Source organism: Dolomitihabitans soli (assembly GCF_022213955.1).
Classification (GTDB): Bacteria; Actinomycetota; Actinomycetes; order Streptosporangiales; family Streptosporangiaceae; genus Streptosporangium_A; species Streptosporangium_A soli.
Genome location: NZ_JAKNTW010000023.1, coordinates 192,945 through 212,273 on the forward strand (window position 1 = coordinate 192,945; position 19,329 = coordinate 212,273).

The 19,329-nt window shown below is 70.4% G+C and carries 15 protein-coding genes; 11 read left to right on the top strand and 4 right to left on the bottom strand.

Going from position 1 to position 19,329, the window contains the following annotated elements; translation table 11 throughout:
- Positions 1–166: 166 nt before the first annotated feature.
- From MBA17_RS35020 to MBA17_RS35035, 4 genes are all read left to right on the top strand, one after another.
- Positions 167–817, top strand: coding sequence for an HAD family hydrolase (locus tag MBA17_RS35020; protein WP_238501698.1), 651 nt, complete (start codon positions 167–169; stop codon positions 815–817).
- 140 nt (positions 818–957) lie between these two features.
- Complete coding sequence (locus MBA17_RS35025; RefSeq protein WP_238501752.1) at positions 958–1,464, top strand: DUF6912 family protein; 507 nt, start codon at positions 958–960, stop codon at positions 1,462–1,464.
- A 52-nt stretch (positions 1,465–1,516) separates the two neighbouring features.
- On the top strand, positions 1,517–2,149 hold the full coding sequence (locus MBA17_RS35030; RefSeq protein WP_238501699.1) for an HAD family hydrolase: 633 nt from the start codon (positions 1,517–1,519) through the stop codon (positions 2,147–2,149).
- Positions 2,150–2,255: 106 nt separating this feature from the next.
- The gene (locus MBA17_RS35035) at positions 2,256–2,966 is read left to right on the top strand and encodes an HAD family hydrolase (RefSeq protein WP_238501753.1); all 711 of its coding nucleotides are present in this window, start codon (positions 2,256–2,258) and stop codon (positions 2,964–2,966) included.
- A 101-nt stretch (positions 2,967–3,067) separates the two neighbouring features.
- On the opposite strand, the gene MBA17_RS35040 is transcribed toward MBA17_RS35035, so the two are convergent.
- Positions 3,068–4,648 (bottom strand): penicillin-binding transpeptidase domain-containing protein, encoded by a 1,581-nt coding sequence (locus MBA17_RS35040; RefSeq protein WP_238501700.1) that lies wholly within the window; start codon positions 4,646–4,648, stop codon positions 3,068–3,070.
- Positions 4,649–4,751: 103 nt separating this feature from the next.
- Between MBA17_RS35040 and MBA17_RS35045 the strand changes: the two genes are divergently transcribed.
- The 3 genes from MBA17_RS35045 to MBA17_RS35055 are packed head-to-tail and all read left to right on the top strand — an operon-like array spanning position 4,752 to position 8,518.
- Entirely contained in the window at positions 4,752–5,675 is a 924-nt protein-coding gene (locus MBA17_RS35045) for a LysR family transcriptional regulator (protein WP_238501701.1), read from the top strand.
- Positions 5,672–6,541: a serine hydrolase gene (locus MBA17_RS35050; RefSeq protein ID WP_238501702.1), complete on the top strand. Its 870-nt coding sequence runs from the start codon at positions 5,672–5,674 to the stop codon at positions 6,539–6,541. The genes MBA17_RS35045 and MBA17_RS35050 overlap by 4 nt, the downstream gene beginning before the upstream one ends.
- Before the next feature lie 45 nt (positions 6,542–6,586).
- On the top strand, positions 6,587–8,518 hold the full coding sequence (locus tag MBA17_RS35055) for an acetoacetate--CoA ligase (RefSeq protein ID WP_238501703.1): 1,932 nt from the start codon (positions 6,587–6,589) through the stop codon (positions 8,516–8,518).
- 3 nt (positions 8,519–8,521) lie between these two features.
- Here the strand turns inward: MBA17_RS35055 and MBA17_RS35060 are convergent, their stop codons facing one another.
- The gene (locus MBA17_RS35060; RefSeq protein WP_238501704.1) at positions 8,522–9,958 is read right to left on the bottom strand and encodes an FAD-binding oxidoreductase; all 1,437 of its coding nucleotides are present in this window, start codon (positions 9,956–9,958) and stop codon (positions 8,522–8,524) included.
- A 249-nt stretch (positions 9,959–10,207) separates the two neighbouring features.
- Between MBA17_RS35060 and MBA17_RS35065 the strand changes: the two genes are divergently transcribed.
- Together MBA17_RS35065 and MBA17_RS35070 are read left to right on the top strand one after the other, a co-directional pair.
- Positions 10,208–11,020, top strand: a complete 813-nt coding sequence (locus MBA17_RS35065) for a tryptophan 2,3-dioxygenase (RefSeq protein ID WP_238501706.1) — start codon at positions 10,208–10,210, stop codon at positions 11,018–11,020.
- A gap of 55 nt (positions 11,021–11,075) precedes the next feature.
- The gene (locus MBA17_RS35070; RefSeq protein WP_238501708.1) at positions 11,076–15,947 is read left to right on the top strand and encodes an NAD-glutamate dehydrogenase; all 4,872 of its coding nucleotides are present in this window, start codon (positions 11,076–11,078) and stop codon (positions 15,945–15,947) included.
- A gap of 44 nt (positions 15,948–15,991) precedes the next feature.
- Here MBA17_RS35070 and MBA17_RS35075 read toward each other — a convergent pair whose 3' ends face one another.
- Positions 15,992–17,020 (bottom strand): DUF8094 domain-containing protein, encoded by a 1,029-nt coding sequence (locus MBA17_RS35075; protein WP_238501710.1) that lies wholly within the window; start codon positions 17,018–17,020, stop codon positions 15,992–15,994.
- A gap of 89 nt (positions 17,021–17,109) precedes the next feature.
- Between MBA17_RS35075 and prfB the strand changes: the two genes are divergently transcribed.
- Positions 17,110–18,225, top strand: a complete 1,116-nt coding sequence (gene prfB / locus MBA17_RS35080) for a peptide chain release factor 2 (RefSeq protein WP_238501711.1) — start codon at positions 17,110–17,112, stop codon at positions 18,223–18,225.
- On the opposite strand, the gene MBA17_RS35085 is transcribed toward prfB, so the two are convergent.
- Positions 18,222–18,413, bottom strand: coding sequence for a hypothetical protein (locus MBA17_RS35085; protein ID WP_238501713.1), 192 nt, complete (start codon positions 18,411–18,413; stop codon positions 18,222–18,224). The two genes, prfB and MBA17_RS35085, sit on opposite strands and share 4 nt — an antisense overlap.
- A 221-nt stretch (positions 18,414–18,634) precedes the next feature.
- Here MBA17_RS35085 and ftsE point away from each other — a divergent pair, with 221 nt between their 5' ends.
- Positions 18,635–19,324: a cell division ATP-binding protein FtsE gene (gene ftsE, locus MBA17_RS35090; RefSeq protein WP_238501715.1), complete on the top strand. Its 690-nt coding sequence runs from the start codon at positions 18,635–18,637 to the stop codon at positions 19,322–19,324.
- Positions 19,325–19,329 lie beyond the last annotated feature (5 nt).

The window sequence follows — 19,329 nt, forward strand, 5'->3', positions numbered from 1 at the left end:
CGTGCAGGCGTCCGGTGGCCGGGTGGGCGCGGTTCTGCGGCAAGTAGAGGGTCCGGAGTGTGGTTGTTGACCCGGGTTGATGCCGGTTGATCCCCTTACGCCTACGCTGGAGGTATCTCCCCCCATCGCGGTGACCCACCCAGGTGGGGGAGCGGCGGGAGGCGAGATGTTCAAAGGTGTGCTGATCGACTGGGGCGGGGTGCTCACCACCAGTCTGACCGACTCCATAGCGACGTGGCTGACGGCGGACCGGATCGACGCCGCCCACTACCGCGAGGTGATGCACGAGCTGGTCCAGCACGCGTACGAGGGCGGAGCCGACGGGGAGAACGCGATCCACGCCCTGGAGCGCGGCGAGATCGACGGGCTGACCTTCGAGCGCGATCTGGCGGCCCGGCTGCTGACCCTCGACGGGGTGCCGCCGGTGGCCGAGGGGCTGCTCGCCCGGATGTTCGCGGGGTTCGAGCGGGTGGAGCCGATGTACGGCATGCTGCGTGCGGCCCGGGCGGCGGGGATGCGCACCTGCCTGCTGTCCAACTCGTGGGCGAACGACTATCCCCGGGACGACTGGGACGAGGTGTTCGACGAGGTGGTGATCTCCGGCGAGGTGGGCATGCGCAAGCCCGAGCCGCGTATCTTCCACCACACCCTCGGGGTGGTCGGCCTGCCCCCCGAGCAGTGCGTGTTCGTCGACGACATCGAGGCCAACATCCTGGTGGCGGAGGGGCTCGGCATCACCGGGGTGCACCATCGCGCGCACGCCGAGACGATTCCCCGGCTGGAGACCCTTCTCGGAGTGGCCCTCGGACCGGCTTGAACCCGCCTGAACCGGCCTGCTCGGGTGTTGCGGCACGTGGGGTCGCCGGGGCTGGCAGACTCTTGGGATGATCGGCGTCCTCATGACGCCCCCAAATTCGGAAATTTCAGGACCTGTTGGGGTCCCAGATCGAGGAATTCATGCGCGTCTACCTGCCGTGCACGCTCCCGGGGCTGGCCCGCGTGGCCGACGCCGGTGAGCTCGGCCCAGCCCCGCTGACGGGCTACGCCGTCACCCCCGCGTTGGTCGAGTGGTACGTCTCCGGTGACACCGAGGAACTGGAGTACGTGGCGCTCACCGAGGCCGCCAAGGCCTCCCTCCGGATGCTCGCCGCCGACCGGGCCGACGGCGTGCCCGTCGTCGCCCGCCGCGTCGTGATCGCCGCCGAGGTGCCGGACGGCGTCGTCGGATCGGGCACCGACCTCGAGGAGCGTGGCCGGGTACGGCTGGCCGAGGTGATCTCGATGTCCAAGATCGCCGCAGTGCACGTCGACGACCTGGCCGCCGTCGCCGACATCGAGGCGGCGATCTCGGCGCAGGCCGCCGCCGACAGCGGCGACGACGACGCACGGTTCGTCGTGGACGGCGCGGACGCCCACGAGCTCCTCTGGTACGCCACCCAGGAGATCTCCGACATCCTGCCCTGAGGCGGCTCCGCTGCCCGGAATGTCACCCAGGCTGGGTACGCTTGGATCTCATATGAAGCACATTGTCTGGGACTGGAATGGAACGCTCTTTCACGACATCGACGCCGTGGTCGGAGCGACGAACGAGGTGTTCAAGCCCTACGGGCTGGGCGAGCTGACGGCCGACGCCTTCCGCGAGGTCTACACCCGGCCCATCTGGGTCGCCTACGAGCGGCTGCTGGGACGGGCGTTGCGTGACGGGGAGTGGGAACTGCTCGACGTCGGCTTCCACGAGCACTATCACCGGCTGATGCTCGTCTGCGGGCTCGCGGCGGACTGCCGTACGAGCCTGTCGGCGTGGGAGTCCGCCGGGGGCAGCCAGTCGCTGCTGTCCATGTGGGCGCACGACCGGCTGGTGCCCAAGGTGACGGAGTACGGCATCGACGGCCACTTCAGCAGGATCGACGGCCTGCGCAGCGCGTCCGGCGGGCACAAGGCCGAGCACATGGCCGCGCACATCGCGGCGCTGGGCCTGGACCCCGGCCAGGTGCTGGTGATCGGGGACAGCATCGACGACGCCAACGCGGCCAAGCACGTCGGCGCCCGTGCCGTCCTCTACACCGGTGGTATGACCAGGAGGTCGGAACTGCACGCCCAGGGCCTCCCGGTGGTGGACACGCTCGCCGCGGCTCTGGAGCACGCCTGACCGATAGCCGCGGGTGGCGCGACCGACGCCGCCGCCCGCCGTACGCTGTGCATGTCCCGCGCCTCCCTACTCCCCCCACTGCCGCCCCCCGGACCCGGAGGCCACGATCAACCGCCTCGTTCTCTGGAACGTCGACCTGACCCTCGTCGACGTCACGATCATCACCCGCGCCGCGTACGCCGAGGCGTTCCGGCAGGTCACCGGGCGACCACTGGTCAAGCTCGTGCCCGCGATGGGCCGTCCCGACTCCGAGATCATCTTCGAGACGCTGGCCATCAACGGCATCCCCTCCGAGGACGACCACCTGCCGAGGTTCATCGACGAGCTGGTTACCGCCTTCGCCGCGCACCGGAAGCGGATCGGCAAGGAGGGCAGGCCGATGCCGGGCGCCAAGGACGCGCTCAAGGCCGTCGCCCGCCTCGACGGGGTCGTCCAGACGGTGCTCACCGGCACGATCAAGGGCAACGCGGTCATCAAGCTCGGCGCGTTCGGCCTGGAGAAGTGGATCGACTTCGAGGTGGGCGGCTACGGCGAGGAGGTCTACCCCAAGGCGACCCTCCTGCAGGTGGCGCAGGGGAGGGCCAAGCAGAAGTACGGCCACGCCTTCTCCGCCGCCGACACGGTGCTGATCGGCGACTCCGCCCGTGACGTCCAGGCCGCCCGGATCGGCGGGGCCGGCATGATCGCCGTCGCCTCCGGCCGCTCCACCGAGGCCGAACTGCGCGAGGCCGGCGCCGACATCGTCCTGCGCGACCTCTCCTACGCCTCCGAGGTGGTGGGCGCGATCACCCAGCTCACCGGCGGCAAGCCCGCCTGACACCCCGGCCGGTCATCCACGCCCTTCGTCGGCGCTGCAGGGCGGGGGGATCAGGCTGGTGTCCGCCGGCCTGATCCCACCCCCCACCGTCCCGTCGCCGGTCACAGGCCCTTGAGGAAACGGGCGGCGACCGGCGCGGCCACGGCCGAACCCGCGCCGCCGCCCTCGACGACGACGGCGAAGGCCAGGTCGCCCCGGTAGCCGATGAACCAGGAGTGCGACGGGGGTTCCTTGCCCGAGCCGTACTCCGCGGTTCCGGTCTTCCCCGCCGAACCGGACGGGAAGGCCACGGCGTTCGCGGTGCCGTCGGTGACGACGGCGGGCATCAGCGTGCGCAGGGCGCGGAGCACGGCGGGTTCCAGGGTGCGGGGGGCGGCGCCGCCGGATGGGAGAAGCCGCTCGTCGACGAAGCGGGGCGGACGCCAGGCGCCGTCGGCGACGGCGGCGGCGACCGTGGCCATGTTCAGCGGGCTGGCGAGCACCCGGCCCTGGCCGATCGCCGCCGAGGCGAGGTCGGTGTCGTCCCTGGGATCGGGGAACGCGGCCCGTACGGCGGGCACGCCCGGGGTGATGGGGGCGCCGAAGCCGAAACTGGCCGACACCTCGGCGAGCCGGTCGCCGCCGAGCCGGTCCACGGCCATCGCGCCGAACGTCGTGTTGCAGGAGTGGGCGAAGGCGTCCCTGAACGGCAGGGTCCCGTAGTCGTGGAACTGCGCGTTGTGGAAGGGGAAGCCGCCGATGTTCTGCTCGGCGGGGCAGTCCACCGAGGCGTCCGGTCGCACGCCGTCGGCGACCAGCGCCGAGGCGGTCACCACCTTGAACGTCGAGCCCGGCGGGTAGGTTCCGAGCAGGGCGCGGTTGAACCCGCCCGGCTTGTTGACGGCCGCCAGGATCTCTCCGGTGGACGGCCGAAGCGCGACCAGGGAGGCCGGCTTGTCGACGTCCTCAAGGGCGGCCGCGCCCGCCCGGTGCACGCGCAGGTCGATCGTGGTGGCCAGCGGCTCGCCCTCCTCGCGGTCGGCGGACGCCTCGGTCGAGATCACCTTCTCGCCCGCCGCCAGCACCACCTTGGCGGACGCGGTGCCGTTCAGCCGCGCGCCGTACGTCTTGCGCAGGCCCTCGACGAGTTGCTGCACCGAGCCGGGCGTGTCGGGGGTGTCGATCCGGGTGCCGCCGGCCGCGGTGATCGGGGCCGGTTCGGGCTTCTCGCTGACGAGCCGGAGTTCTCTGCCCTTGCGCAGGTCGGGATGGATGGCGGCCGGGCTCCACGACACCCGCCAGTCGCGCTCGTGCTCGACCATGCGGAGTTCGCCCTGGTAGGTCCAGTCGACCGGGCCGTCCAGCTTGGCGGTGAAGCTCACGACGTCGTCGCGGGCGTCTCCGGGCGTGAACTCGGCGGCGGTGAGCTTGAGGCCGTCGCGGAAGCGCCGGTGCCAGCGGTCGAAGTCGGCCGGCGGGGTGGCCACCAGCCCGCGCATCGCCGAATAGTCTTGCCTGGTCCATGCGGCGAGGTAGTCGGCCGCGCTCTGCTCGGCCGAGCCCTGGGTGCGCAGCAGCCAGATCGCGCCGCCGGCCACCACGACCGGGACCAGCGCGGCGGCGATGAGCACGCCGCGCCGTCGCCGTCGCGGTCGCCGTCGGGTGGGCGCCTCCGGTTTCAGATGGTCGAGCTGGTCGTGCATCTTCTGCCCCCTCTGTCGAGATGAGGAGAGCAGAGGCCAGGGAACTATGTCCAATATAGATATCAACCTAGATCCCATATATATCTGGATATAATTCCTGTTCATGGACCTTGTCCGGCACCTGTACTACTTCACCGTGGTCGCCGAAGAACGCCACTTCGGCAACGCCGCGATCCGGCTCGGCATGGCCCAGCCACCGCTCAGCCAGCGGATCAAGCGGCTGGAGCAGGAGCTGGGCGTGCGGCTGTTCGACAGGTCCTCCCGGCAGGTCCGGCTGACCGAGGCCGGCCTGCTGCTGCTCGGCGAGGCCCGCGAGATCGTGGCCCGGGTCGACCGGCTGAAGGAACTGGTACGGCACGGCGCGACCGGGGCGCTGAGAGCCGGCGTCCCGCCCGATCTGGGCGCGGCGGTGATCGCCGCACTGGTCGCCGGGTTCCGCGAGACCAACCCCGACGTGCGGCTGACCTTCTCCGAGCTCTGGACCGCCGACCAGGTGGGCGCGCTGGCCGAGGGCACGATCGACGTCGGCATCGTGCGTCACCCGGTGACGGCTCCCGGCGTCTACTTCGGCGAGACACTGGTCCAGACGCCGGGGGTGCTGCTGCCCGAGAACGATCCCCTGGCGGCGGGCTCCGCCGTACATCTGGCTGATCTGGCGGGGCGGGAGTTGCTGCTGTTTCCCAGGGACGGTGAACCGGGGTTGTACGCGGAGACCGTCACGGAGTGCCGGCGCCATGGGTTCGTGCCGGCCGAGATCCACCACGGGATCACGCTCGGCCTGGTGGTGGCGGGGTCGGCGGTGGCACTGGGCGCGCCGGTGGGGATGCCCGGGGTGCGCTGGCGGCCGCTGCTCGGCTCACCGCTGGCGTGGCGGGCCTCGACCGCGTGGCGGGTCCCGACTCCGGAGGTGACGGGGTTCGCCGAGGTGGCGGCGCGGATCCTGCGGGAGAATGCGGGGATGACCGAGGAGGGCATGGCCCCGGCACGCAGGGTCAGGCCACGGCCGGCGACGGGATTCCTGACATGACGGCGTTCGATCTGGGCGGGTTGTTCCGGGCGGCCGGAGTCACGGGCCGGTTGCACGCGCTCGACATCGACTCGGGCACGGAGGTCGGGTTCGGCTCCGACGAGCCGGTGCCGACCGCGTCGGTGTTCAAGCTGCCGCTGCTCGTGGAGGTCGGCAGGCAGGCCGACGCGGGACGGCTCGACCCGGCGGAGCGGGTGACCGTGTCGCCCGCCGATCGGGTCTTCGGCCCCACCGGCATCTCCGCGATGCGCGACGAGGTCACCATCTCGCTCCGCGACCTCGCCTACCTGATGATCGCGGTGAGCGACAACAGCTCCGCCGACGCGCTGGTGGCGAAGGTGGGGCTGGACGCGGTCAACGCGATGCTCGCCGGGTTCGGCCTGGTGCAGACCCGGGTCACGCAGGACTGCCGGCAGATCCTCGCCACCATGCGCGAGGACACCGGCGGAGAGTCGTCGGTCACCGACCCCGACATGATCGCTCGGCTGAGGGTCCTCGACCCCGCCCTGGCCAACCGGAGCACGCCCAGGGAGACGGCCCGGCTGCTCGGCATGATCTGGCGGGACGAGGCGGCCGGCGCGGAGTCCTGCGCGTGGATGCGCGGCCTGCTCGGGCTCCAGGTGTGGCCGCACAGGCTGGCCTCCGGGTTCCCCTACGACGACGTGTCGGTCAGCGGCAAGACCGGCACCCTGCCGACGCTCCGCGCCGAGGCGGGCGTCGTGGAGTATCCGGACGGCGGCCGATACGCCGTCGCGGTGTTCACCCGCTCCTTCAGCACGGCCATGAACCAGCCGAGAGCCGACGCGGTGATCGGTACGGCCGCGCGTATGGCGGTCGACCACCTGCGGAGCCTGCCCGATGTGTAGCCGGCGATGATGACTTTCGACCGGCCCGGCGACAGGATGGGACACATGGCTGAGGAAGGCGCACTGCTCTGGGAGCCCACCGACGAGGTCGTCGCGGCGGCGAGGATCACCCGTTACGCGGCCACGGTCGGCCGGACCGGCGGATACGACGAGCTGTGGCAGTGGTCGGTGGACAGCCCGGCCGAGTTCTGGACGTCCGTCTGGGACTACTTCGAGGTGGTGGGGGAGCGCGCCGACGGCCCCGTCCTCACCGGGGAGATGCCGGAGACGAGGTGGTTCGCCGGTTCGACCGTCAACTACGCGGCCAACGCCCTGCGCCGGTCGATCTCCCAGCCGGACACGGTCGCGGTCGTCTTCCGCGACGAGGCCGGCGACCGCCGCACCCTCACCTACGCCGAGCTGCACGAGGAGGTCGCCAGGGTCCGCGCCGGGCTCGCCCGGCTCGGCGTCGGCGTCGGCGACCGGGTGGCCGCGTACGTGCCGAACATCCCCGAGGCGCTGATCGCCTTCCTCGCCACGGCCTCGCTGGGCGCGATCTGGTCCTCCTGCTCGCCCGACTTCGGCGCGCCGAGCGTCACCGACAGGTTCACCCAGATCGAGCCCAAGGTGCTCATCGCCGTCGACGGCTACCGCTACGGCGGCAAGACCTTCGACCGTACCCAGGCGGTCCGTGACATCGCCGCCAAGCTGCCGAGCCTGCGCGCCACCGTCTGGATCCCCCGCCTGGGCCAGGGGATCCCCGGCGGCGGCACAGAGGTGATCGGCTGGCAGGGGCTGCGTTCGGAGTTCGAGCCGATCGCCTTCGAGCCGGTCCCCTTCGACCACCCGCTCTGGGTCCTCTACTCCAGCGGCACCACCGGCCTGCCCAAGCCGATCGTGCACGGCCACGGCGGCGTGGTGCTCGAACATCTCAAGGCGCTCAGCTTCCACCAGGACCTCGGCGAGGGCGACGTCTTCTTCTGGTACACCACCACCGGCTGGATGATGTGGAACTTCCTGATCGGCGGCCTGCTGGTCGGCTCGACCGTGGTGCTCTACGACGGCAGCGCCGCCCATCCTGAGACCGACGCGCTGTGGCGGGTGGTGGCCGAGGAGGAGGTGACCTACTTCGGCACAGGCGCGCCGTACATCACCGCGTCCATGAAGGCGGGGGTGCGGCCCTCGGGGCTCGGGAAGCTGCGCGGGGTGGGGTCCACCGGGTCGCCGCTGCCGCCCGAGGGGTTCGAATGGGTCTACCGCGAGGTCAAGGGCGACGTGCAGCTCGGCTCGTTCTCCGGCGGCACCGACGTGTGCACCGGGTTCGTCGGCGCGGTGCCGCTGCTGCCGATCCGCGCCGGGGTGATCCCGTGCCGCTGCCTGGGCGCCAAGGTGGAGTCGTACGATCCGGCGGGGCGGCCGGTGACCGGCGAGGTCGGGGAACTGGTGGTGACCGCCCCCATGCCGTCCATGCCGGTCATGTTCTGGAACGACCCCTCCGGGGAGCGCTACCGCGAGAGCTACTTCGCCGAGTATCCCGGCATCTGGCGGCACGGTGACTGGATCAAGATCGAGCCCGACGGCAGTTGCGTGATCTACGGCAGGTCCGACTCCACGCTGAACCGGGGCGGGGTCCGGATGGGCACCAGCGAGTTCTACCGCGTGGTCGAGCGCTTCGAGGAGATCGCCGACAGCCTCGTCATCGACACCGGCCGGCTCGGCCAGGAGGGCCGGCTGCTCCTCTACGTCGCCATGGCCCCCGGCCGTCCCCTCACCGACGACCTCGCCGACGCCCTGCGCCGCGCCCTGCGCGCCGAGCTGTCGCCCCGCCACGTCCCCGACCTCATCCAGGAGGTCCCCGGCATCCCCCGCACGCTGTCGGGCAAGAAGCTGGAGGTCCCGGTCCGCAAGATCCTCCTCGGCACCCCGGTCGAACAGGCCGCCAACCCGGACGCGATGGCCAACCCCGAGGTCCTCGCACACTTCGTCCAGCGGGAGTGAGTCTCAGGCGCCTTGGGGGAGGCGGAAGAGGCGTTGCGGGTCGTAGGCCGACTTGACGCGGGAGAGGCGGGTGGCGTTGGCGCCGTAGTAGGCGGTGCGCCAGCCGGAGAGCTCCGGGTCGATGTAGTTGACGTAGGCGTGGTCGCCGAAGTGGGGGCGCATCGCGGTGTGGGCGCCGCGTAGCCAGGCGAGGGTGCCGTGGTTGTAGTACTGCACGCTGTAGAGGGCCGAGCGGTGCGGGAAGGCGGTGGCGCCGGGGGCGACGCGGGCGACCGCCCCGCCGAGGGCGTCGAGGAGCACGGAGTGCTCACCGGACCTGGCCACCTGGGCGACCAGGGCGGCGATGCCCTGCGCGCCGAGCGGGCGGTAGGCGAGGTGCGACTTGGCGCTGAAGGTGTCGCGGGACAGGCGGCCGTCGGGGGTCCGGCCGGGGAGGGAACCCGGCAGGTGACACTGGGACACCTTGAGACCCGAGCAGCCCGCCATGGTCATCATGGCCTGGCGGTAGGACGTGGCCCGGATGTGCGTGCGGGACGGCGCGCCGATCCGGTCGGTGAGCCGGTCGAGGAGGTTCTCGCAGGCCGTGCGGCCGCCGAGGTAGAGGCCGCCGATCTGGAGGTCCAGGCCGGAGCGGTCCCTGGTCAGGTGGAGGTTGGCCCACAGGGCGTCGGGGGCGGTGGGGGCCCACTGCTGCCAGGCGGCCAGGGCCTTGGCGGCGCGCGCCCACGGCCAGTGCAGGAAGAAGACCGTGACCTCGCGGGCCGGGTGGGTGCGGAAGGTGAAGGACGTCGCCACCCCGAAGTTGCCGCCTCCGCCGCCGCGGCACGCCCAGTAGAGGTCGGGGTGGTGGTTCGCGTCGCAGGTCAGCCGTCTGCCGTCGGCCAGGACGAGCTGGACGGACTCCATCACATCGCAGGTCAGGCCGTACTTCCTGGCGACCACGCCGATGCCGCCGCCCAGGGCCAGGCCGCTCACCCCGACGGTGGCGCACGATCCGGCCGGGATGCTGACCCCGTCGGCCGCCAGCCGGTCGTAGACGTCGATCAGCTTGGCGCCCGCCCCGACGACGGCCCTGCCCTGCGCGTGCCGTACCGAGCGCATCGGGGAGACGTCGACGACCAGGCCGGGCCCGGTGGACCAGCCCGCGTAGGAGTGCCCGCCCGAGCGCACGGCGAGCCGGGTGCCGGTACGGCGGGCGAAGGCGACGCACTCGGCGACATCGCCGGCGTTGTCGCAGTAGGCGATCCCGGCCGGCCGTACCGTGTCGAACCGCGGGTTGAACAGGCGGCGGGCCGTGTCGTAGGTCGCGTCGCCCGGTCTGGTGAGGCGGCCGTCGAGACCGCGGGCGAGGGCGTTCCAGTCGGCGGGCTTGGGCGCCGCGGCGGCGACCAGTGGGACCAGGGCGGTGGAGCGCAGGAAAGTGCGACGGTCAAGCGACATGAGCGGGCTCCCCGGGGGACGATGACTCCGCAAGATGTGACGCCCGTCCGGGCCACTTGGTTGGTCACGTCTCCATCACCTCCCGGGCACCTACCGGGACGCCCTCGCCCGGAGCGGCGGGGGATCGAGGACGGTGCGGGTAGGGGGAGGATGGAGGCGCCACGTTGACGCGCTGGCTGTTTTCGGGTGATATCGGTACGGCGATGCGACGTCCGGTCAATGACGATCGGGCGGATTGGGGGGATCTTGGTGGATGCCGTGCCAGAGCGGGCGGCGGGTGCCGTTCCTCCGCATCGAAGTTTCGGCGAGGAGGGCGCTCGGCTCTCCTACGGGGCGTATCTCCGGCTGCCCCAGTTGCTGGACGAGCAGGTACCGCAGTCGGAGGCGCCCGACGAGCTGCTGTTCATCACCGTCCACCAGGTCTACGAGCTCTGGTTCAAGCTGCTGCTGCACGAGGTGGAGGCGGCCAGGGACGCGATGGTCGCGGGCGAGCTCTGGCAGGCGGGGCACCTCCTGGGCCGGGTCCACGCGGTGGAGCGGGTGCTGGTCGCGCAGATCGAGGTGCTGGAGACGATGACGCCCCAGGACTTCCTCGCGTTCCGTTCGCTGCTCGCGCCGGCCAGCGGGTTCCAGTCGGTGCAGTTCCGCGAGCTGGAGTTCCTGTCGGGGGCGAAGGACCCCGCCTATCTCGACAGGGTCAGGGGCGCCAGTGAGGCGGAGGTCGCCCGGCTGCGCAGACGCCTGTCGGAACCCACGTTGTGGGATGCTTACCTCACCGCCCTCTCCCAGCGCGGGCTCGACGTCTCCGACCAGGAGATCATGGGCTCACTGCTGACCGTGGCCCGTGACCGCCGATCGCACGACGACCTGTGGAGACTGGCGGAAGCCTTGCTGACCCACGACGAGACCGCCGCGATGTGGCGGATGCGTCACGTCCAGATGGTCGAGCGGCAGATCGGCACGAAGTCGGGTACCGGCGGATCTTCGGGGGCGCCTTACCTGAGAGGTCGTGCGCTCCTGCACTACTACCCCCTGCTGTGGGAACTGAGGTCTTGGCTGTGACCACGGCCGAGATCGTTGACAACGTGATACCCCTCACAAAGGAGTGAGAGCGACAATGCCGCTCGAAGAGGCGAAGGACGAGCTGCTCCGGACGGCCGCGGAATTGCGCGCGCCGGGAAGCGAGCACGTGAGCGTGGCGGAGACGCTCGCCTACCTCAGGCTGTACTACCGGCATGTGGCGCCCGAGGACCTGCTCAACCGCGACCCGGTCGACGTGTACGGCCCGGCCATGTCCCACCGCCGGCTCGCCGGGCACCGCCCCCAGGGCAGGGCGCTGGTGCGGGCCTTCACCCCGACGCCGGAGGAGAACGGCTGGGATCCGGCGCACTCGGTGGTCGAGGTCGTCACGGACGACATGCCGTTCCTGATCGACTCCATGACCATGGAGCTCGACCGGCACGGGCTCGGCGCCCAGCTGGTGATCCACCCCCAGATGCGGGTCCGCCGCGACCTGACGGGCAGGATGCTCGGCGCCGACCAGGACGACGTCACCGGGCAGCTGCTGGCGGAGTCGTGGACGCACATCGAGATAGACCGGCAGTCCGACCCCGCGGTGCTGAAGCAGCTGGAGGACGATCTCCAGCGGGTGCTCGCCGACGTGCGCTACGCGGTGGAGGACTTCGCGAAGATGCGGGCCCTGGCCGGGCAGGCCGCGGAAGACCTGTCGATCAACCCGCCCGAGCTCGAACCCGCCGAGGTCGAGGACAGCATCGACCTGATGCGCTGGCTCGCGGACGGTCACTTCACCTTCCTCGGCTACCGGGAGTACCGCCTGGAGAGCGGCGAACAGGGCGATTCGCTGCGAGCCGTACCGGGGACCGGGCTCGGCATCCTGCGGATGGACAAGGTGGGATCGGACAGCTTCGCCTCGATGCCCGCCGAGCTGCGGGCCAAGGCGCGCGAGAAGCAGATGCTGATCATCACCAAGGCCAACAGCCGGGCGACCGTCCACCGCCGCGCCTACCTCGACTACGTCGGCGTGAAGGTCTTCTCCGCCGACGGTGAGGTGATCGGCGAGCGACGTTTCCTCGGCCTGTTCACCCACGTGGCGTACAGCGAGTCGATCTCGCGGATCCCGGTGCTGCGCCGCAAGCTGGGCGCGGTGCTCGCGGGCACCGGGCTGGCCCCCGACAGTCACGACGGCAAGGACCTGATCGAGACGCTGGAGACCTTCCCGCGCGCCGAGCTGTTCCAGATCTCCGTCGAGGAGCTGGTGCCCATCGCGCTGGGCGTGCTCAGGCTGCGCGAGCGTAAACAGGTCAAGGTGTTCCTGCGGCGTGACGACTACGGGCGCTACATCTCCTGCCTGGTCTACCTCCCGCGCGACAGGTACACCACCAAGGTCCGCCGGCGCATGCAGGATCTCCTGCTCAAGGCGCTCGGCGGCAGCACGCTCGACTACAGCGCCATGATCGGCGAGTCGGCGCTGGCCAGGCTGCACGTCGTGGTCCGCGGCGAGCGGGGCACGCCGCTGCCGGCCGCGAGCGTGGACCTGGAGGAACTGGAGGCGCGGCTGGCCGCGACCACCAGGACCTGGGAGGACGACCTGTCCGACGCGATCTCCGAGCTGTGCGCGGCGGACGAGGCTCCCGGACTGATCGCCCGCTACCTGGCGGCGTTCCCCGAGGGGTTCAAGGCCGACTTCGCGCCCCGGACGGCCGTGGCCGACCTGCGCAGGCTGGAGCGGCTGGCCTCGGGAAGCCAGGACATCGGCATCGACCTCTACGAGCCCTCTGACGCGACCGAGGGCGAGCGCAGGCTCAAGATCTACCGTCTGAACGAGCCGATCTCGCTCTCGCACATCCTGCCGCTGCTCCAGCGGCTCGGCGTCGAGGTCGTGGACGAGCGGCCGTACGAGATCGATCGCGACAACATACCCGAGACGAAGAACGCCTGGATCTACGACTTCGGCCTCCGCTACAGCCCGTCGGAGCAGGTCGGCCGGGAGGACTTCAAGCGGCTGTTCCAGGACGCGTTCCTCGCCCTGTGGCGCGGCGACGTCGAGGCCGACGGATTCAACAGCCTGGTGCTGGAGGCGGGACAGACCTGGCAGCAGGTGGCGGTCCTGCGGGCCTACGCGAAGTATCTCCGGCAGGCGGGCTCGACCTTCAGCCAGCGCTACATGCAGAACGTGCTGCTGGGCAACGTACGGCTGGCGCGGCTCCTGGTGCGGTTGTTCGAGGTGCGGCTGGACCCCCGGCGCTCGGCCGAGGTGCGGCTCGAACTCGGCGAGGCGCTGCGGGAGGAGATCCTCGGCGCGCTCGACGAGGTGGCCTCCCTCGACGAGGACCGGATCCTGCGGGCCTACCTGGAGATGATCGAGGCCACCCTGCGGACCAACTACTTCCAGACGGACGCCGCGGGGGAGCGCAAGCCGTACCTCGCGTTGAAGTTCGACTCGAACGCGATCAGCGTGCTGCCGCTGCCGAGGCCGAAGTTCGAAATCTTCGTGTACTCGCCGCGGGTCGAGGGGGTGCACCTGCGCTTCGGGAAGGTCGCGCGCGGCGGGTTGCGGTGGTCGGACCGGATGGAGGACTTCCGGACGGAGATCCTCGGCCTGGTCAAAGCCCAGATGGTGAAAAATACCGTCATTGTGCCCACTGGGTCCAAGGGCGGATTTGTCGTGAAGCAGCCGCCTGTTTCGGGGACGCGGGAGGAGACCCTGGCCGAGGGCGTCTCCTGCTACCGCATGTTCATCTCCGGCCTGCTCGACCTCACGGACAACCTGGTCGACAACGAGGTCGCGCCGCCGCCGGACGTCGTACGGCACGACGAGGACGACACCTACCTGGTGGTCGCCGCCGACAAGGGCACCGCGACCTTCTCCGACATCGCCAACGAGGTGGCCGCCGAGTACGGCTTCTGGCTGGGCGACGCCTTCGCCTCCGGCGGATCCATCGGCTACGACCACAAGGCCATGGGCATCACCGCCAAGGGCGCCTGGGAGTCGGTGGAGTACCACTTCAGGACCATCGGCGTCGACGTGCAGACCACCGACTTCACCGTGGCCGGCGTGGGCGACATGTCCGGCGACGTGTTCGGCAACGGCATGCTGCTCTCCCAGCACATCCGGCTGGTGGCCGCCTTCGACCACCGGCACGTGTTCGTGGACCCCACGCCCGACGCCGAACGCTCCTTCGCCGAGCGCACCCGGCTGTTCGCGCTGCCGCGCAGCTCCTGGGCCGACTACGACGAGTCGCTGATCTCCCCGGGCGGCGGGGTGTGGCCGCGCACGGCCAAGTCCATCCCGATCACCCCGCCGATGCGCGTCGCGCTCGGCATCGCGGACGGCGTCAACGCGCTGCCGCCCAGCGAGCTGATCAGCGCGATCCTGCGCGCCCCGGTGGACCTGCTGTGGAACGGCGGCATCGGCACCTACGTGAAGTCGACCGCGGAGTCGCACGTCGAGGTCGGCGACAAGGCCAACGACGGGCTCCGGGTCAACGCCGCCGACCTGCGGTGCAGGGTCGTCGGCGAGGGCGGCAACCTGGGCCTGACCCAGCTCGCCAGGATCGAGTTCGCGCTCAACGGCGGGCTGATCAACACCGACTTCATCGACAACTCGGCCGGCGTGGACACCTCCGACCACGAGGTGAACATCAAGATCCTGCTCGACCGGGTCGTCCGCGACGGCGAGCTGACCGACCAGGAGCGCAACCAGATCTTCAGGGACATGACCGACGAGGTGTCCAAGCTGGTGCTGCGCGACAACTACGCGCAGAACGCCGTGCTCGCCGCCTCCCGCGCGCAGGCCCCGCAGATGCTCCACGTGCACGCCCGCTACCTGCGCAAACTGGAGCGCGACGGACTGGTCAACCGGGAGTTGGAGTTCCTGCCCTCGGACAAGACGCTCGCCGAGCGCCGCCAGTCGGGTCTGGGCCTGACCGCGCCGGAGTTCTCGGTGCTGCTGGCCTACACCAAACTGGTCGCCGACGCCGAACTGCTCGCCTCCGACCTGCCCGACGACCCGTACCTCGCCTCCTGGCTGGTGTCCTACTTCCCCTCGGCGCTGCGCCTGCGACTGCGCGCCTACATGGACTCCCACCCGCTGCGCCGCGAGATCATCACCACCTGCGTGGTCAACGAGCTCGTCAACGCGAGCGGCACCACGTTCATGTTCAGGTTCGGCGAGGAGACCGGCGCGTCCACGACCGACATCGCGAGGGCTCACCTGGTCGCCTGGGAGGTCTTCGGCCTGCGGAGCCACTGGCGCGCGGTCGAGGCGCTCGACAACAAGGTGGACACCGCCACCCAGCTCGCGATGCTGCTGGAAGGGCGCAAACTCGCCGAGCGGGGCGCGCGCTGGCTGCTCGGCAACCGTCGTCCGCCGCTCGACCTGGCCTCGACGGTCACCTTCTTCGCCAAGGGCATGAACGGGTTGCTCCCGCACCTGCCCAAGCTGCTCGCCGGGCCCGACCTGGCCGCCTTCGAGGAGCGCCGTGACTGGTTCACCGCCCGCGGCGTGCCGTACGAGCTGGCGGAGCGGGTCGCGGCGATGGTGCCCGCCTACTCCACCTTCGACCTGGTCGAGGTCGCTTCGCAGGCCGGGCGGCCGGTGACCGAGGTCGCCGAGGTCTACTTCGACCTGGCCGACCGGCTGCAACTGTCCAGGCTGCGCGAGCGGGTCATCGCGCTGCCCCGGGACAACCGGTGGAACTCGATGGCCAGGGGCGCGCTCCGGGACGACCTCTACGCCGCGCACGCCTCGCTGACCAGGGACGTGCTCGCGCACAGCGAGCCGGGTGTGCCGCCGGAGGAGCGGCTAGCCCGCTGGTCGGAGGCGAACTCCGCGGCCGTGGCCCGGTCACGCCAGACGCTGTCGGAGATCTGGGAGAGCGACCACTTCGACCTCGCGACCCTGTCGGTGGCGCTGCGCGCGATCCGCACGCTGGTCGCCACCAGCAACCTGCCGCACAGCGACAGCTGAGGCGGTCGTCTCCCCGGGCCGAGGCGCGCCGGGGAGCACCAGGGTCACCGTCCGGTGACCCTGGTGACCGCACCGTCGAAGGCGATCACGTCGGCGGCCCGGCGGGAGTCGGACTTCGGCACCACGCTGGCGTACTGGTGCGTCTCCACCAGGCGGAGCTCCTTGGCGACCGCGGCCGAGTCGCCGACCGCCCACCTGGCGGCCTTCGGCACCTCGATCCAGGGGGCGCTCGGCACCTTGGCCGTCAGCGTGGTCGTCCGGGTCAGGGCGTACTGCACCAGGCCGCCGCCGTCGCGGGTGCGCAGCCCGAACACCGGTGAGGAGGTCGCGCCGAAGATCGAGTCGTAGTTGAGCCCGTCGTGCCTGGCCTGCCGCCGGCGCTCGGCGATCTCGCTGGAGTAACCGGTCGTGTGCGCGCCGGGCGCGATCAGGGCGGCGGAGAAGCCCTTGGCGCCCTCCTCCGCCACCGTCGCGTGCAACGGGGCCATGAGCTGCGGGCTGATCGCGATGCGCTCGTCACGGGTGGCGAGCGCGGTCGCGTAGCCCTCGGCGTCGAGGGCGATCTCCGGCAGTTCCGCGCCCGGGAACAACAACGAGGCGAAGCTGAGCTGCCAGTGCCCCTCGTCGTCCTCCTTGACCAGGGTCAGCAGGGCCTGCCGCGTCTCGTCGCCCTCGCGGCGCTCGACGACCGCCGTGAACCAGTACGGCGCGCGGTCCAGCCGGGGCACGAACAGGGTGGGCTCGCCCCAGGTGTAGCGGGTGGGCTCCAGGTCGCTGGACCGGTAGGCGGCGGTGGACAGCGGGGTCTGGCCGTCGCGGACGATCTCCAGCGCCATCCGCAGCTCGCCGCCCGCGCGCAGCACGTCGTCGGTCATCAGGTAGCGGCGCAACGCCTGCCCGGCCTGCTCCCGGGTGACCTTGGCCGCGGGAGCGGAGGTGGCCAGGGAGGCCGCACCGGTGGCGGCCATCGGAGTCGACCTGGCGGGACCGGACTCCGCGCCCGAACAGGAGGAAAGCACGATCATCAGGCTCAAAGCAGGCACGAAGACCCGCCGCCGCCCGTTCGCGTCCACGCCCGCCTCCCCGATTCACGCCGTCGGGGGCCCATGTTAAGGCCTGGTGGTACCAGACAGGGGCCGACGGTCGCGTACCCTTTATAAACGTGGCAGTCATCGATCCGGCAGAAGAGATCAACGAGCTCACGGGCACACTGAAGGGCATTCAGGACGTGCTCGACCTTGAGACTATGCGAAAGCAGATCGCGGACTTGGGGGAGCAGGCTGCCGCACCCGATCTCTGGAACGACCCTGACCAGGCGCAGAAGGTCACCAGCAAGCTCTCCCACATGCAGTCCGAGCTCAACAGGGTCGAGAGCCTGGTCGCCCGGATCGCCGACATCTCGGTGCTCTTCGAGCTGGCGGAGTCCGAGGACGACGCCGACACGCGCGAGGAGGCCGACCGCGATCTGATCGCGCTGCGCCGCGACGTCAACGCCCTGGAGGTCCGCACCCTCCTCGCGGGCGAATACGACGCGCGCGAGGCGCTGGTCACCATCAACTCCCAGGCCGGAGGGGTCGACGCCGCCGACTGGGCGCAGATGCTCCTGCGGATGTACGTCAGGTGGGCCGAGCGCAGAGGCTACGGCACGGAGGTCTACGACACCTCCTATGCCGAGGAGGCCGGTATCAAATCGGCCACGTTCGCCGTCAAGGCCCCCTACGCGTACGGCACGCTGCGCGGCGAGCACGGCACCCACCGGCTCGTCCGGATCAGCCCGTTCGACAACCAGGGCCGCCGCCAGACCTCCTTCGCCGGAGTCGACATCGTGCCGGTCGTCGAGCAGACCGACCACATCGACATCAACGAGGACGATCTGCGGGTCGACGTCTACCGGTCCTCCGGCCCCGGCGGCCAGGGCGTGAACACCACCGACTCCGCGGTGCGCCTGACCCACCTGCCCACCGGGATCGTCGTCTCCTGTCAGAACGAGCGTTCCCAGCTGCAGAACAAGGCGTCGGCGATGGCGGTCCTGTCGGCCAAGCTCCTGGAGCGCAAGCGCCAGGAGGAGGCGGCCAAGATGTCGGAGCTGCGCGGGGAGTCGACGACGTCCTGGGGCACCCAGATCCGCAACTACGTGCTGCACCCGTACCAGATCGTGAAGGACCTGCGCACCGGCGTGGAGGCGGGCAACCCGACCTCGGTGCTCGACGGCGACCTCGACGAGTTCATCGAGGCCGAGATCCGCTGGATGCGCCGGCAGGAGACCGACGGCTCCTAGCCGCCCGTGAGGTGCTTCAGCGCCAGCGTGAAGAAGAGCAACACGGTCAGGATCAGCAGGACCAGCGCGGGGGAGATGCCGCCCGGCTCCTGATCGTGGAGCTTCGCCCTGCCCTCCCTGCACACCGGGCATCGACCTTCGACCACTGGCCCGGCACACTGTGCACAGATCAGGTGTTCGCAGCTCATGGGGCGCTCCTCTCCGCTTTGCCGTACTGATGTCGCGCACGGAATCGTTTTGTTTCCGTTATGGACGTTCCATGTCAGTCTTCCCCCTAGACTGAGCCATGGCCAACCGGAACGTCGATCAACGGTAAAGATCTGCGCTCCCGGCGGGCGAGCGGCGGGAAGTGGTGTCTACCACCCCCGCGACCGTCCTAACCCCTAGACTGGCATGCCGTGATGCGCCTGTGATCCATTTCGATAACGTTTCCAAGGTCTACGTGAACCAGAACCGGCCCGCCCTTGACCACGTCAGCGTTGACGTCGACAAGGGTGAGTTCGTGTTTCTCGTCGGGCCCTCGGGCTCCGGCAAGTCGACCTTCCTCCGTCTGATCCTGAAGGAGGAGCGGCCCAACTCCGGTGCGATCCACGTCGCCGGCAAGGACCTCTCCCGGCTGACCAACTTCAAGATCCCCCATTTGCGCCGCCGGATCGGCTGCGTGTTCCAGGACTTCCGCCTGCTCCCCAACAAGAACGTGTACGAGAACGTCGCGTTCGCCCTAGAGGTGATCGGCAAGCCCAGGCGCTTCATCCGTAAGGTGGTGCCGGAGGTCGTCGAGCTGGTCGGTCTGGAGGGCAAAGCCCACCGGATGCCGGACGAGCTGTCGGGTGGCGAGCAGCAGCGGGTCGCGATGGCCCGCGCGTTCGTCAACCGGCCGATGATCCTTCTGGCCGACGAGCCCACCGGAAACATCGACCCTGCGACGAGCATCGGCATCATGAAGGTGCTCGACCGCATCAACAGGACCGGTACCACGGTCGTCATGGCCACGCACGACGCCGCCATCGTCGACTCCATGCGCAAACGTGTCGTGGAGCTGGAGGACGGCAAGATCGTCCGCGATCAGTCGCGCGGCGTGTACGGCCAGGCGTACTGACCGGA

Bases quoted from the DNA above. Each gene is read 5' to 3' on its own strand.
- MBA17_RS35020 (WP_238501698.1), top strand. From the start codon at position 167: ATGTTCAAAGGTGTGCTGATCGACTGGGGCGGGGTGCTCACCACCAGT.
- MBA17_RS35025 (WP_238501752.1), top strand. From the start codon at position 958: ATGCGCGTCTACCTGCCGTGCACGCTCCCGGGGCTGGCCCGCGTGGCC.
- MBA17_RS35030 (WP_238501699.1), top strand. From the start codon at position 1,517: ATGAAGCACATTGTCTGGGACTGGAATGGAACGCTCTTTCACGACATC.
- MBA17_RS35040 (WP_238501700.1), bottom strand. From the start codon at position 4,648: ATGCACGACCAGCTCGACCATCTGAAACCGGAGGCGCCCACCCGACGG.
- MBA17_RS35045 (WP_238501701.1), top strand. From the start codon at position 4,752: ATGGACCTTGTCCGGCACCTGTACTACTTCACCGTGGTCGCCGAAGAA.
- MBA17_RS35050 (WP_238501702.1), top strand. From the start codon at position 5,672: ATGACGGCGTTCGATCTGGGCGGGTTGTTCCGGGCGGCCGGAGTCACG.
- MBA17_RS35055 (WP_238501703.1), top strand. From the start codon at position 6,587: ATGGCTGAGGAAGGCGCACTGCTCTGGGAGCCCACCGACGAGGTCGTC.
- MBA17_RS35060 (WP_238501704.1), bottom strand. From the start codon at position 9,958: ATGTCGCTTGACCGTCGCACTTTCCTGCGCTCCACCGCCCTGGTCCCA.
- MBA17_RS35070 (WP_238501708.1), top strand. From the start codon at position 11,076: ATGCCGCTCGAAGAGGCGAAGGACGAGCTGCTCCGGACGGCCGCGGAA.
- MBA17_RS35085 (WP_238501713.1), bottom strand. From the start codon at position 18,413: ATGAGCTGCGAACACCTGATCTGTGCACAGTGTGCCGGGCCAGTGGTC.